The following is a 12936-nucleotide window of genomic DNA, read 5'->3' as shown; positions in this document are numbered from 1 at the left end:
TTTTAAGCCTTCTGGAGAGGCTGATCGTGGAGCCTCAGGGACGCCAATCAAAATAAAAAAACGGCAAATCGCCGTTCATCGAAAGCTTTAGCTCCAAGATACTTCCCCGTTTCTCTCACGGGTTAGATAGAATTTGGAGCATGGCCGTTGCTTCCTCGCTGGCTGTTTCGTAAGTCATGCCGACGCCTTCGCCTGGCGACGATGCGCAATTAGGCGGCATCATCGATCGTGTCGCTCATTTGCTGCCGGCGCAGGGGCCTATCAGCATTTTTATCCATCACAATACGTTGCATGCTTTCGAATCGTTGCCGTTTGAACAAGCGGTCGTAGACGCCGGTGAAAAATTCGGATGTAAACCCTTCCTATCGGAAGAGGAATACCGCGCCGAGTTTGATCGCGGAAGAATCAACGATCAGGACCTGGATTCGGCGCTGCGTTGGGAATTGGGTTCGGATGCCGCCCGGCCCGTCGTGGGGACCACAACGCGGCTGGAATCGAGCCGGCGCGTCTTGCGTTACGGCATTCCTGACGCCGCCGGGCCGGCGCTATCCTGGCTTTTGCGTGAGACTTCCGCGCTGCGGCGATTCCGGGACGATTTGCCTCCCGACGCGCGCGAGGCCGCGGACTCGGCCCGGGGTCCGGGCGCTGAGGATCCTGCATTGGAAGAAACGAACGTTCGCGCGCTCTGGGAGGCCTGCGTATCCGCCGTTACCGCTTTAGGGCAGGCTCCGGCCGCGATCGCCTCGCGCCCGCCGCGGCTGCGGGATTTGTTGATGCAGGCGCGCGGCGTGGACACGGACGCTTGGATTCATCCGGTTTTGATCCGGGTCGTCGGCGCTTTCCTTGATCAGGGGCTGGCGCATTGGAGCATGCCGGGCAGGCAGCGGGGGCTCTACGACTGTTTTATCGACCTTTATTCCCATCCCTGGGCCCGCTTCTGCGGCCGTTGGGCGGCCCAACTGCCGCCGTTGTTGCGGCAGGAGCGGCGCTTTGGGCATACTCCGCTGAGCTCCGTGCGCCTGTCGCTTGACGCGCTTGGAATTGAGGCCGGAGAACGGGAAGCCTATCTTGAAGCGACCGCGTTGGCGCTGCGCGGTTGGGCGGGTATGATCCGGCAGCTCCAAAAGCGCCCCGACAGGGTGCCGGCGCGTTCGCTGCCCGCTTCGTTGGAGGAATTTTTGGCGGTCAGTCTTCTCTTGGAGCGGGCTGCGCTTTTGCATATAGGCGGCAAGGCTACCGATTGTTCGGGTTTCTTTAAGAGTTTACGGGCATCATCAAGAGCCCCGGAACAAGCGTCTTTGGAGGATCGAGCCTGGCCGCTGTTTCATGCGGCCCAACTGTGCGGGCTAGGGGCCGCGCAGGTCGCCGCGCTCTCGGCCGCGCAGGTCGCCGTCTGGGAGGCGTACCTGCGTGATTTTTCAAGCATCAAGAGAAGGCGCATCCTGCACGGCGCCTATGAGCGCCACCTGCGCAGCCGCTTGTGCGATGCGCTCACGCAGTACTCGCCCGCCGCCCGCCCGGAACCGCCCTCATTCCAGGCGATTTTCTGTCTCGATGAGCGCGAAGAGTCGTTTCGCAGGCATTTAGAAGAGGCCGCGCCCGGTGTGGAGACGTTCGGGACGGCCGGATTTTTTGGCGTAGCCATGTACTATCAAGGCGCTACGGACGCTCATCCGCGCCCTTTGTGCCCCATCGTCGTGCAGCCGCATCATTATGTCGGAGAGGTTAAAGTCGATCCGTCGTCCGCGGCGGTGCGCTGGCGCCGCTTTCGCAGGCGCGAGGCCGGCCGCTTCGGGAAAGCCCTGCATTTCGGCAGCGCTACGTTGCTGCGCGGGGCCGTGGTCACGGCCGTGTTGGGCCCGTTGTCGATCATCCCCCTTATCGTTCGCGTTCTTTTTCCTCGGCTGAGCCGGTGGATTGGAACCTCGTTTCCGCTGGAAACGGCGCCCGCCACGCGCCTGAGGATCGACCGCGAGAAAACCGCCCCGCCCATCGGGCTTTATTACGGGTATACAAAGCAGGAAATGGCCGGCATCGTGGGGTCGCAGTTGCGCAACCTCGGCCTCATCGGGCGGCTTGCGCCCCTGGTCATTATGGCGGGCCATGGCTCCGTGAGCCTGAACAACCCTCATGAATCGGCGCATGATTGCGGCGCCTGCGGCGGCGGCCGCGGCGGCCCCAATGCCCGGGTTTTCGCCGCCATGGCCAATGATCCCGCCGTCAGGGATTTGCTGGCGCAAGACGGAATTCGCATCCCGAAGGACGCTTGGTTCATCGGCGCCCAGCGCAATAGCTGCGACAATTCCGTGGAATTTTATGATCTCGACTTTCTTCCCGAGAACCATCGGGTTCTGTTCGAGCGCGCAGCCACCGCCTTCACGCGCGCGCGGCGGCGCGAAGCCCATGAGCGATGCCGGAGATTCGAATCTTTCTCGGGCGGTTTTGGAGCCGCCTTAAGTCATGCCGAGGCCCGCTCGCACGATCTGGCCCAGCCTCGGCCCGAGTATGGGCATGCCACGAACGCTTTTTGCATCGTCGGCCGCCGGGATAGGACGCGGGCTCTTTTCCTCGATCGCCGCGCCTTCCTCGTTTCTTACGATCCGGCGCGAGACGACGGCCAAGTCTTGGAGGGGATCCTGCGCGCCGTTATCCCGGTGGTTGCGGGCATCTCCCTGGAGTATTATTTCAGCCGCGTCGACCCGACGGGGTACGGCTGCGGGACGAAATTGCCCCATAACATCGCTTGCCTGTTGGGGGTGATGGACGGCGCACAAAGCGACTTAAGGACGGGGTTGCCTTGGCAGATGGTTGAGATTCATGAGCCGGTCCGCCTTTTCGTTGTCGTGGAATGCCGGCCGGAGCGCTTTGACCGCGTTCTTGAGGATCAGCCGGACTTGCGCGCGCTTCTGGATCGGCGCTGGATATTCGCCGCCTGTCTTGATCCTGCTTCCAACGCTTTATGGCTGCGCGAAGGCAGCGCCTATCAGCCATGGAGCCATGAGAGGGAGCTCCCCCGGGTCATCGGCGGTTCCTTGGCCTGGTACCGCGACAAACGCGGCCATCTTCCGATTGCCGGCATCAGCGATGCCCAGGGGAAGGGGGCGACGGCATGAGTTCCGCCGCTGCCTGGCTTGAAGCCGGTATTTTGGCCGCCGTCGGGGTTCCGGCTCTGGTTTTATTCATCATCGCGGCGTTTTCTTTTGTCGGGCGTCCATGGCGTGAAGACCGGGTCGGCATGCTGATTCAGGCCGGGCTTCTGATATCCCTCGGCGCGTTGCTGACCGCGGCATTGCTTTTTATTCGCACCGGCCGGCCGTCCGTCGTCGTGTCCTTAGGCGGCGGATGGATCGCGGGCGGCATTTTTGCATTCGATTTGCTGATCGACGTCTGGTCGTTGGGCTTCGCGATTCTGTCCGTGACGATCTGCGGCGTCGTGTCCGCGTTTTCGTTTCGATACCTCCATCAGGAGCCCGGTTTTCATAGGTATTTCATGCTTCTGGTCGCTTTCGTCATCGGGCTTCTTCTGGTTTCTCTGGCCGGCAGCATCGAGGTTCTCTATGCGGGATGGGAAATCCTGGGGTTGAGTTCGGCGCTTTTGGTGGCGTTTTTCCACGAGCGCCCGTCGCCGGTGGCGAATGGATTGCGCGTTTTGACCTTCTACAGGATCGGCGACGCCTGCATGCTTTCCGCGGCCGTCTTGCTGCATCACTGGGCCGGCAGCGGCAGCCTGAGCATGTTGTTTTCCGGAACCGCTTCCGCAAAGCTCGGCCCGGAGCATGCCGGCGTGATCGCCATGCTGCTGATCGGGGCCGCCGCGGCCAAAAGCGCGCTGCTTCCTTTTTCCACTTGGCTGCCTCGCGCTATGGAAGGGCCCACGCCATCAAGCGCCGTTTACTATGGGGCGCTCTCCATTCACGCCGGCTGTTTTCTGCTCTTGCGGGCCTCTTCGCTGCTGGAGCATTCCGTCGCGGCGCGGGTCATGGCCGTGGCCGCCGGAGCGGGCACGGCGGTTTATGCCACGCTTGTCACGCGAGTGCAGACGGATGTCAAATCCCGCCTTTGCTTCGCGTCGCTGACTCAGGTCGGGATCATCGTCATCGAGATCGGGTTCGGCTGGAAGACCCTCGCTTTCCTCCATATGGCCGGCAACGCTTCTTATCGGCTTTTGCAATTTCTCAACGCGCCGAATATTCTCCATGACATCCACGAGCTTGAAAACGATCTGGGGGGCCGCTTTGCTTCGCCGGACGCTTTTGCGCAGGCCGGTTTCGGACGCAAGCTCTACTTGTTCGCGCTCGAGCGCGGATTCCTGGACGGAATGATCGAACGCTGGGTTGTGGGACCGGTCTCGTGCTTGGCCCTGTGGCTGGACCGTATGGACCGGCGGCTTTGCGGCTCATTGCCCGGTCTTTTGGGGAAGGATTGGGATGGGGACTGAGGCCGTCGTCTGGGTTGTTGCGCTCGCTGTTGCGCCCGCGGCCGTGATGACGGCCTACGGTTTGGGCTCCAGGGGCAAGCGATTCTATGCGCTGGCCGCCGCTTCAGCCTGCCTGCTCGCTATTTTGGCTCCGGCGCCTCTGGCGTTTTATTTTTTTGCGCCCCGCTTTCGCGATTTTTCGGCTGTTTTGGAAAGCTCGCTGGCGCACCCCTTGGGGCCGCTGCCGTTCGTTTTGGTCCCGTTCGCGGCCACCCTGTGGGTGTTGACCGTCTTAGTGACTCCCGCCGGCCGCCTGGATGAGGCCAGCTTGGCCCGCACGGCTATGGTCTGCCTGCTGACGATGGGCAGCTTTTTGACCGCATCCCCGTGGCTTCTGGTATTTTTCTGGGCGTTGACGGTCGTGATGTACGTGGCCGGCCACGGAGGGCCGCATTTCAACGGCGCGCGCCGGGTCGCGGTCGTTTACATGGGACTGTCCACAGTCCTTCTGGCGGCCGGCGTTGTTGCGGCCGCCTCAGGGAGCGGCCGAAGCGGACAGATCGAACAGATCGGCGTCGGACTGATTCTGGCGGCTGCGCTGATACGCCAGGGCATATTTCCATTCCACGCATGGATTCCTGAAATTTTCGACCGCGGACGCATCGGGCCGGCCAGCATATTCAGCGCGCCGCAGATGGGAACGTACGTGGCGCTGATCTTGGTCGTTCCTCATTGCTCGCCGGCGTTGCTGCGGGCCGCCGCTGTCCTGGGGCTCATTACGGCTTTATACGCCGTTTTCCTGGCGCTCTATCAGACGGACGCGCGCCGGACCTGCGGGTATCTGTTCGTGAGTCAATCGGCGCTCGTGGTCGCCGGCTTGGACCTGCCCAGCCCTGAGGCGTTGGTCGGCGCTCTGATTCTTTGGGTTTCCTCAGGCCTGGCCTTGGCCGGATTAAGCCGCTGCGTCTTGGTCCTTGAGGCGCGCCGCGGGAGACTGAGTTTGGACCGTTTCCATGGAGGTTATGAAAGGATGCCCATTTTGGCCGCGTGTTTTTTGATCCTGAGCCTGGCTATCATGGGCTTCCCGGTTACTCTGGGATTCGTGGGCGAGGAAATGCTGGTCCGGGGCGCGGTGGATTCTTTCCCCGGCCTGGGCTTATCCGTGGTCGCGGCCGGCGCTCTGACCGGACTTGTCGTGATGCGGATGTATTTTTCATTGTTCTGCGGTCGTCGGCGCACCGGCGCCCGCCTGCGCATGCTGCGGACGGAAGGCCTCGGTTTCAGCATCGCCGCTCTGCTTTTGCTTGGATTCGGCATGGCCCCGGCGAAACTGGTCCGCCTTCTGGATCGCGCCGGCGCGGCCGTTATGCAAAGCCGAGAGGCCGTTATGCCGGATATGCAAAAGCTAGAATAGCGTTGTTGATGCGCTTTATAAAAGCCTGGATCAGCGCATTGGGTCTTGGGGCCTGTTCTTCTTTTTTATGGGCCGCGGGAGCCGATCAATCGAGCGCATCCTTTAAATTCCTCAATTTCAATATTTTAAATTGCCGGCCGTTCGGCCCTGAAGAAGATTTTTTGGGCTATCACGAAGATTATGATGATTTTACGATGCGCATGGATTTTCTTGTTGAAGAGATTCGGCGGCTTAACCCTGATTTTATGTCGCTTCAGGAAATGACCAGATGCTGGTTTTTCAATGAGCGCAAATGGCTGGAGGTCGACCGCCTGATCGCACAGAAGACGGGTTATCAGCATGTGTTTTGGAGATCCGAGGGCCCCAGGGGATTATGGGAGGAGGGCATCGCTTTTTATTGGAAGCCGGATCGCGTGCGTTTCGAGGATATCGAATGCGCGCATTTGAAAACCGCGCATTACACGGGACCCATGAAAATCGTCAAATCTTTATGCCGCGGCCGCGCTACGTTGGCCGACGGCCGTTCCTTTTTTATTTACCAGACTCATTTGGATACCCAGCGAAAATACAGCGAGCCCCAGACGCGGGAAATTTTAAGCACCATCGCCAGGGATCATCCGGACGAGCCGATTCTTTTTTCCGGCGATTTCAATAACGGCCCGCAATCGCCCAGCATCGCCATGGTCAAGGACTGGTTTATCGGACCATAACGGCCTTTGGCTGGAAATAAAATGAAAAATCATCAAGGCCATGGTTAACGAGAAAATTTTGATTGTGGAAGACGAGAAGCATCTCGTCAAAGTCTTGAAATACAATCTCGAAAAGGAAGGCTACCGGGCCCATGCCGTCCAAGATGGTGAAAGCGCTCTGTCGGCCTTCAGGAAAGAGAAGCCCGGTTTGGTTGTTTTGGACGTTATGCTGCCGGGTTTGAATGGATTCGAGTTGTGCAAAATCATCAGAAAAGAATCGAATGTTCCCATTCTGATGCTGACCGCCAGAAAGGAAGAAATGGACCGCGTGTTAGGCCTTGAGTTGGGAGCGGATGATTACGTGACCAAGCCCTTCAGCGTGCGTGAGCTGTTGGCCCGCATCAAGGCGATTCTGCGCAGGGGCGTGGATCAGGGCGCGTCGTCCGCGGCTGTTCGAGCCGGCAGTCTGGAAGTGGATTTGGAGCGTTACGAAGTGACGGTCAATAAAAAATCCGTGGGCTTGAGCCCCAAGGAGTTCGAATTTTTGAAGTGCCTGATCCAGGCCGACGGCAAGGCCCTGACCAGGGATCAAATTTTGGAGAAAGTCTGGGGCTACGACAAATCCATGGATATCGACACCAATACCGTGGATCAGCATATCGCCCGTTTGCGCGACAAGCTGGGTTGCGAAGCTCGCCGCGTTGTTACTGTTAAGAATGTGGGTTACCGCATTAAGATCAATTGAGTTCCACTGATTTAGCTTCCGGTAAACTTTCAATAAAAGCGGCGGCGATGAACCTGGCGCGGCGTTTCAAGAATTCGAAGGGAAATTTTTCGTTGAACGGGCCTCTGGCGGAGGTTATTTTGTCCGCTATGGCTGACGCGGCCTTGGTTGTCGACAGGGACCATAAAATAGCCGCTTTCAATGCGGGTTTTTTGAAAATTTTTAGAAAAAGCAGCTCCGATATTTTAGGTCAAACATTTGAGGAGGCGTTTCGTCATCCGATATTGACCAATATGCTTTGTTTGGCTCTGGCGCAAGGACGAAAGCAATGCCGGGAGATCCATTTATTTGTCCCGGGCGATTTTGCTTTTGAAGCCAGCATGTTGCCCTTGATCAGGCAGGCCAAGGTTGAGGGGGCCTTGCTGATTCTTCTAGACATCACGCGCCTGAGGCAGCTCGAAGAGATGCGCCGCGATTTTGTCGCCAACGTTTCTCATGAACTTCGCACCCCTCTGGCTTCTATCAAGGCTTTGACCGAAACGCTTTTAGACGGCGCCCTGGAAGAACGCGGGCCCCGGGGGGAGTTCGTTCAAGCAATCAAGGAAGACGCGGACAGGCTGGGCCATTTGGTTGACGATTTGCTTGATCTTGAGGCTATCGAGTCCGGGAAGCGTTCACCCCGCTGGGAGTATGTTGATTTGATCCAAGCCGCAAGACAGGCGGCGGATAAGATGAGAAACTTGGCGGCCAAGCGTCAGGTGACCATAAGGGTTGAGGCGGAAAACAACGGCATTTGCGCGCGAGCGGACAAGGAACAGCTTGACCAGGTGCTGATTAATCTCTTGGATAACGCCGTCAAATATAATTTGGACGGCGGGCGTGTAACTATCCGAATCCATGAACAAGACGGGTGGGGGCGGGTCGAAATCCAGGATACAGGCGTAGGTATTTCCACAGAGGATGCGCCTCGAATTTTTGAGCGTTTTTACCGCGTGGATAAAGCCAGGTCCCGGGAACTTGGTGGAACCGGCCTCGGTCTTTCCATCGTTAAACATCTTATCGAGGCGCACGGCGGACAAGTCGGAGTCATGAGCGAACTCGGCCGCGGATCAATGTTTCACTTTACCGTTCCTTTAAAAAAATAATTCGTTCGTTTTGCATTCATCGCGTTTTAACGCCGGTTTCTGTCAGGCGATTGTCATCCAGGTTTTATGCGGACAATATTGTTCCATCGCTCACCGTATTGAACAATCATGGGGTATGAAAGATTTCGTTAAGCGTGCGCTCGCAGTCTCATTATCGGCGGTCGCGATCGTTGCCGGCCGGGGGGATGCGGCGACTCCCAATATTGTCTTGCGTCCATGGGTCCAGGAGGTTCAATTCTCCGGGGATTTGCGACTGCGCCAGGAAACGTTCGCCAAGGAGGCCCAAGGGCAGGCGGATATCAATCGCCAGCGTTTTCGTTTGCGCCTGGAGGCTGATTTTTTATTGCCCAGGCAGATGGCCGTCATAACGCGCTTGGCTTCCGGCACGGGCGAGCAATTCTCGACGAACCAGTCTTTAACCAGCCTGTCTTCTGAGAAGGAGATATGGATTGACTGGGCTTTTCTTGAGTGGAAGCCGCGGCCATTCCTTCGTCTAGCCGGCGGCCGCATGAGCAATCCATTCTGGAGAACGTATGCCAGCGACATTGTTTGGGACGAGGATTTTAATCCCGAGGGTTTTAGCCAAAGTTTTGAGTGGCCCACGGTTGCCGGAGCGCGTCTTTTCGTCAATTTGCTGCAAATGGCCGCCGATGAGGACCCGGAGACGCAAAAGGATCAGTGGATGTTTGGCGAGCAGCTTGGCGCCGAAGCGCCTTTGCCTGCCGGCTCTCGCGCCCGCGCGGCCGGCGCTTATTACCAATGGAAAAACGAGAATATTGGAACCTTCGACCAACCCAAAACCAATGAAGGAAATCGCCGCACGGGGACAGGCGCTCTCCAAAATAATTTCGGCGTGCTGGAGCTAAGCGGGGAATTTTCCACATCTATTTTAAGTCTGCCCTGCTCCATCCAGGGCAGTTTCATAGAGAACGTGCGGGCCGATAAAAATTTAACGCCCAAAGAGAACTCGGGCTATCAAGCCGGTTTTAGATTGGGGAGGGCGGCCATTCGCGGGGCGTGGGAGCTAGGCTATTTTTTTAAGCGCACGGAAACCGACGCGACGGTCGCCGACGTGGCGGACGCCGATTTCGGCGACGGCGGAACCAATAGGAAAGGGCATATCCTTTGGCTGGCCTATAACGCTGAGGATTGGATTCAGGTGAAAACAAAATATTTCGATACGCAAGTCATCAACGAAAATTTGCCGCCTAACGCAGATGGAATTAGGCGCCTGCAATTTGACGTCGCGCTTAGATTTTGAGAAGGTCTATGCATTATGTTAAGGAGGTTGATCCATGGCTTTTAGTTTAATCCCCCGGGAAGAAAAATTTTTTGATTTACTCGAGGAAGCGGCGGCCAACGTCTACAAGGTCGCGGTCACTTTTAAAGGATTGGTGACTAAGTGGGATTTGGATGACCCGCGCATCCGCCAGATCCGCGACTTAGAGCACGATGGTGACTCCATGGCCCACGATATTTTTGACCGGCTCAACCGGACCTTCGTTACGCCCTTGGACCGGGAGGATATCCATGGGTTGGCCTCGGATTTGGATGATATTCTCGATTTGATTAATTCCGTCACTCAAAGGATGCATCGCTATCAAATCAAAGAGATACGGCCGGAGTTGATCGAGCAGGCGGATGTTCTTGATCAGGCGGTCTCGGCATTGGTGAAAGCCGTGGGGCAGTTAAGAAACATGGGCAATACCCGCCGGATTCTTGATTATTGCATCGAGGTCGACCGCCTGGAAAACGAGGGTGACCGCGTTTTGGACCATGCGCTGTCGGGCCTATTCGTTCAGGAAAAAAATCCCATTGAAATCATCAAATGGAAGGAAATTTTCGAGGTGGCCGAGGCCGCCATCGACAATTGCGAAGACGTTTCAAATACGATTGAGACGATCATCGTCAAACATAGCTGAGAGACCTGGAGGATTGATTTAGCTTTATGCCGGAAATAAGTCTGGGGCTCGCCGTTGTCCTGCTTCTTATTTTAGGCGCGGAGTTCGTCAACGGATGGACGGATGCGCCCAATGCCATCGCCACGGTCGTTTCAACGCGATCCTTGTCGCCTTTTCAGGCCGTTCTGATGGCCGCGGTGTTTAATCTGGCCGGGGTCTTTTCGGGCACGGAAGTCGCCAAAACGATCGGCAAGGGTATCATTGATGCCCAGGTTGTCGACTTAACCACGATCGGCGGCGCCATGGTGGGTATTATTTTTTGGAGCACATTGGCGTCGAGGTGGGGCCTTCCGACCAGCGAGTCGCATGCCTTGGTGGCGGGATTAGCCGGCGCCGGGCTGGCGACCGCCGGTCCGGGCGTTCTCTTGTGGGTCGGATGGAAAAAAGTTCTATTGGGTCTCGTTTTTTCGACTTTTTTAGGTTTTGGCGGCGGACTGTTGGTGATGAGCGCCGTTTTTTGGATTTTTCGCAAGGCGGCTCCTGGTTCCGTGAGAGGCCTATTTCGTTATCTTCAGATATTATCCTCGGCGTTTATGGCCTTCGGGCACGGCTCCAATGACGGTCAAAAATTCATGGGCGCTTTTACTTTGGCCCTGATTTTGGGAGGACAGTTGAGCGAATTCGTGGTGCCCCATTGGGTGATTTTTTTATGTGCCGGAACAATGGCCGTGGGCACAATGACCGGAGGTTGGAAAATCATGAAAACCATGGGGATGAAAATGACCAAGCTTTCAACGCATCAAGGTTTTTCTGCGGAATTGGCCGCGGCGACGACTATTGAGCTGGCTTCGCGCTTGGGCGTTCCCTTGTCGACGACGCATACCATCAGCACGGCCATCATGGGCGTAGGTTCGGCCCGGCGTTTTTCGGCGGTGCGCTGGGGGGTCACAGGCCAGATCATCACGGCCTGGATATTGACGTTTCCCATCTGCGGGTTCGTCAGTTTTGTCGCCGTAAAGCTTGCCAGGCTTCTGGCTTAGCTGCCGGAATCTACGTTAAAATCAACCCATGCAGATTGAAGGCATCTGTCGCCGTTTGCGTATCGACGACCCGCGTTTTATTGAAATTGAAACCAAGCGCCGCATCGCGGAGAAAGACTTAAAGGACGTTAAAGAATTTCTTCTAGGCCGCAAAAGAGTCAAGCATGTCAAAGCCGCGACATTCTTCGATCAGTTTTTGGATACCCCAAGCCTGGAGCTTTTAAAACGCGGGGCGAGCTTGAGGGTGCGCTACAAAAACAACGGCAGTAACGTCTACCTTCAATATAAAGGCCCCGGTTATCATCATCAGGGCATTCTTTACCGGTCCCAGTTTTCCTCCGGCAAGCTCGATCATTTACCCAAGCCTTCCGCCGCTGATGGGATGGTGCGCTTAATTCGAATCACCCTGCCCGGCATTTTAAAAACGGGAATTCCCTTAGCCATGAAATGGGCCATGCGCCGGCACTTGGGCCGCGGCGTGGTCGGCCGGATTTCGCGGGGCCCGATTCTCTGCGTCTATCACAAGGATAAATTCGAGGTGAAGCTCGGCGAGGCGTTTTTGGAGCCTTCAATCGACCGGGTCCACGCCTTTCATGTCAACGGCGCGGGTCTTCATGCGCTGGCTTCATTTTGCGAATACGAAAATGAGGTCAAGGCCAAGGACGATGATCTGGAGGTCAAGCTCGATCACCTGGACAAATTATTGGATTTCGACCGCACGGTCATTCGTCGGTTTCGCCTGCGCGCCGAGCATATGGACAAATACCATCGCTGCGCGTCCGGTTATTCGCGACGCGGTTGAGTTAACTTAGTTCGATGGCGCGGGTCGCCAGGATGGTATCCCTGTAAAAATTATCCGCCAGGGCCGTAAATACGAATTGGGAGCGATACGGGCTTTCGTCCTCTTTGCGCGCCGAGCGGACATATCGGCTGTCCGGTTGCAGCGTCCATGCTTTGGCGTTATCCGCCAGCGAATTTCCCAATACAGTGTCACGGAGATAGACTTTTAAAACAGGGTCTTTGACGGGAAAAGCGATTTCGTAGCGCGCGTAAAAATTTCTCGGCATCCAATCCCCGCTGGAAAGATACACTTTTTCCTCGCCGCCTTGGCGAAAGTAAAAGATGCGGCTGTGTTCCAGGAAACGGTCGATAATGCTCGTCACTTTGATATTTTCGCTTAAGCCTTTTAATCCCGGCCTCAGGCAGCATATCCCCCGCACGATCAGATCAACGCGCACCCCCACCTGGGAAGCCCGGTAAAGCGCTTGGATAATATCCGTATCTACGAGTGAATTGATTTTGGCGATGATGCGGCCTGCGCCGGATTTTTCATGGTATTGGATTTCCTGTTTGATGAGTTGAAGAATTTTGGCTTGCAAATTGGTGGGAGCCACTAAAATTTCTTTAAAGCCGTTTTCTTTAAACCTTCTATGGATCTGCCCGCTCTCGGGCAGAACTTCGGTAATATCAGAAAAATAAACGGGCGGCCTGGCATCCGGGTTTACATAAATAATTATTTCAAGGAGCGGATCGTTTTCTGATGTCCCATAAAACCTCATCGGAAAACTAGTTAAAATAAGATAATTATTATCTATTAATAAAAATG

General features: G+C 56.4%; 11 protein-coding genes. 10 read left to right on the top strand and 1 reads right to left on the bottom strand.

Going from position 1 to position 12936, the window contains the following annotated elements; genetic code table 11:
- The first annotated feature begins 176 nt into the window (after positions 1–176).
- The 10 genes from HYT79_09015 to HYT79_08970 all read left to right on the top strand — a co-directional run bounded on the left by HYT79_09015 (position 177) and on the right by HYT79_08970 (position 12132).
- Positions 177–3113, top strand: a complete 2937-nt coding sequence (locus tag HYT79_09015) for a DUF2309 domain-containing protein (protein MBI2070729.1) — start codon at positions 177–179, stop codon at positions 3111–3113.
- Positions 3110–4438 (top strand): oxidoreductase, encoded by a 1329-nt coding sequence (locus tag HYT79_09010; protein MBI2070728.1) that lies wholly within the window; start codon positions 3110–3112, stop codon positions 4436–4438. Before HYT79_09015 ends, HYT79_09010 begins: the two co-directional genes overlap by 4 nt.
- Positions 4428–5831: a hypothetical protein gene (locus HYT79_09005; protein ID MBI2070727.1), complete on the top strand. Its 1404-nt coding sequence runs from the start codon at positions 4428–4430 to the stop codon at positions 5829–5831. Before HYT79_09010 ends, HYT79_09005 begins: the two co-directional genes overlap by 11 nt.
- An 8-nt stretch (positions 5832–5839) precedes the next feature.
- Positions 5840–6541: an endonuclease/exonuclease/phosphatase family protein gene (locus HYT79_09000; protein ID MBI2070726.1), complete on the top strand. Its 702-nt coding sequence runs from the start codon at positions 5840–5842 to the stop codon at positions 6539–6541.
- A 40-nt stretch (positions 6542–6581) separates the two neighbouring features.
- On the top strand, positions 6582–7265 hold the full coding sequence (locus tag HYT79_08995; protein MBI2070725.1) for a response regulator transcription factor: 684 nt from the start codon (positions 6582–6584) through the stop codon (positions 7263–7265).
- Between the two features lie 128 nt (positions 7266–7393).
- Entirely contained in the window at positions 7394–8389 is a 996-nt protein-coding gene (locus HYT79_08990) for a PAS domain-containing protein (GenBank protein ID MBI2070724.1), read from the top strand.
- Positions 8390–8504: 115 nt separating this feature from the next.
- Positions 8505–9650, top strand: a complete 1146-nt coding sequence (locus HYT79_08985) for a putative porin (protein ID MBI2070723.1) — start codon at positions 8505–8507, stop codon at positions 9648–9650.
- 34 nt (positions 9651–9684) lie between these two features.
- The gene (locus HYT79_08980) at positions 9685–10311 is read left to right on the top strand and encodes a DUF47 domain-containing protein (GenBank protein ID MBI2070722.1); all 627 of its coding nucleotides are present in this window, start codon (positions 9685–9687) and stop codon (positions 10309–10311) included.
- Positions 10312–10337: 26 nt separating this feature from the next.
- A complete protein-coding gene (locus HYT79_08975; GenBank protein ID MBI2070721.1) occupies positions 10338–11330 on the top strand; it encodes an inorganic phosphate transporter in 993 nt (330 codons plus the stop codon).
- A gap of 28 nt (positions 11331–11358) precedes the next feature.
- On the top strand, positions 11359–12132 hold the full coding sequence (locus HYT79_08970; GenBank protein MBI2070720.1) for a CYTH domain-containing protein: 774 nt from the start codon (positions 11359–11361) through the stop codon (positions 12130–12132).
- Between the two features lies 1 nt (position 12133).
- Here the strand turns inward: HYT79_08970 and HYT79_08965 are convergent, their stop codons facing one another.
- Entirely contained in the window at positions 12134–12889 is a 756-nt protein-coding gene (locus HYT79_08965; GenBank protein MBI2070719.1) for a hypothetical protein, read from the bottom strand.
- Positions 12890–12936 lie beyond the last annotated feature (47 nt).

This window comes from Elusimicrobiota bacterium, from assembly GCA_016180815.1.
Taxonomy (GTDB): Bacteria; Elusimicrobiota; Elusimicrobia; order JACQPE01; family JACQPE01; genus JACPAN01.
Note: the sequence above shows the minus strand (reverse complement) of the source record. Positions and strands in the feature narration are given on the sequence as shown.

What these genes read in the sequence shown, in the direction of transcription:
- HYT79_08985 (MBI2070723.1), top strand. Translation starts at nt 8,505, where the DNA reads ATGAAAGATTTCGTTAAGCGTGCGCTCGCAGTCTCATTATCGGCGGTC.
- HYT79_09000 (MBI2070726.1), top strand. Translation starts at nt 5,840, where the DNA reads ATGCGCTTTATAAAAGCCTGGATCAGCGCATTGGGTCTTGGGGCCTGT.
- HYT79_09010 (MBI2070728.1), top strand. Translation starts at nt 3,110, where the DNA reads ATGAGTTCCGCCGCTGCCTGGCTTGAAGCCGGTATTTTGGCCGCCGTC.
- HYT79_09015 (MBI2070729.1), top strand. Translation starts at nt 177, where the DNA reads ATGCCGACGCCTTCGCCTGGCGACGATGCGCAATTAGGCGGCATCATC.
- HYT79_08990 (MBI2070724.1), top strand. Translation starts at nt 7,394, where the DNA reads ATGGCTGACGCGGCCTTGGTTGTCGACAGGGACCATAAAATAGCCGCT.
- HYT79_09005 (MBI2070727.1), top strand. Translation starts at nt 4,428, where the DNA reads ATGGGGACTGAGGCCGTCGTCTGGGTTGTTGCGCTCGCTGTTGCGCCC.
- HYT79_08965 (MBI2070719.1), bottom strand. Translation starts at nt 12,889, where the DNA reads ATGAGGTTTTATGGGACATCAGAAAACGATCCGCTCCTTGAAATAATT.
- HYT79_08975 (MBI2070721.1), top strand. Translation starts at nt 10,338, where the DNA reads ATGCCGGAAATAAGTCTGGGGCTCGCCGTTGTCCTGCTTCTTATTTTA.
- HYT79_08970 (MBI2070720.1), top strand. Translation starts at nt 11,359, where the DNA reads ATGCAGATTGAAGGCATCTGTCGCCGTTTGCGTATCGACGACCCGCGT.
- HYT79_08980 (MBI2070722.1), top strand. Translation starts at nt 9,685, where the DNA reads ATGGCTTTTAGTTTAATCCCCCGGGAAGAAAAATTTTTTGATTTACTC.
- HYT79_08995 (MBI2070725.1), top strand. Translation starts at nt 6,582, where the DNA reads ATGGTTAACGAGAAAATTTTGATTGTGGAAGACGAGAAGCATCTCGTC.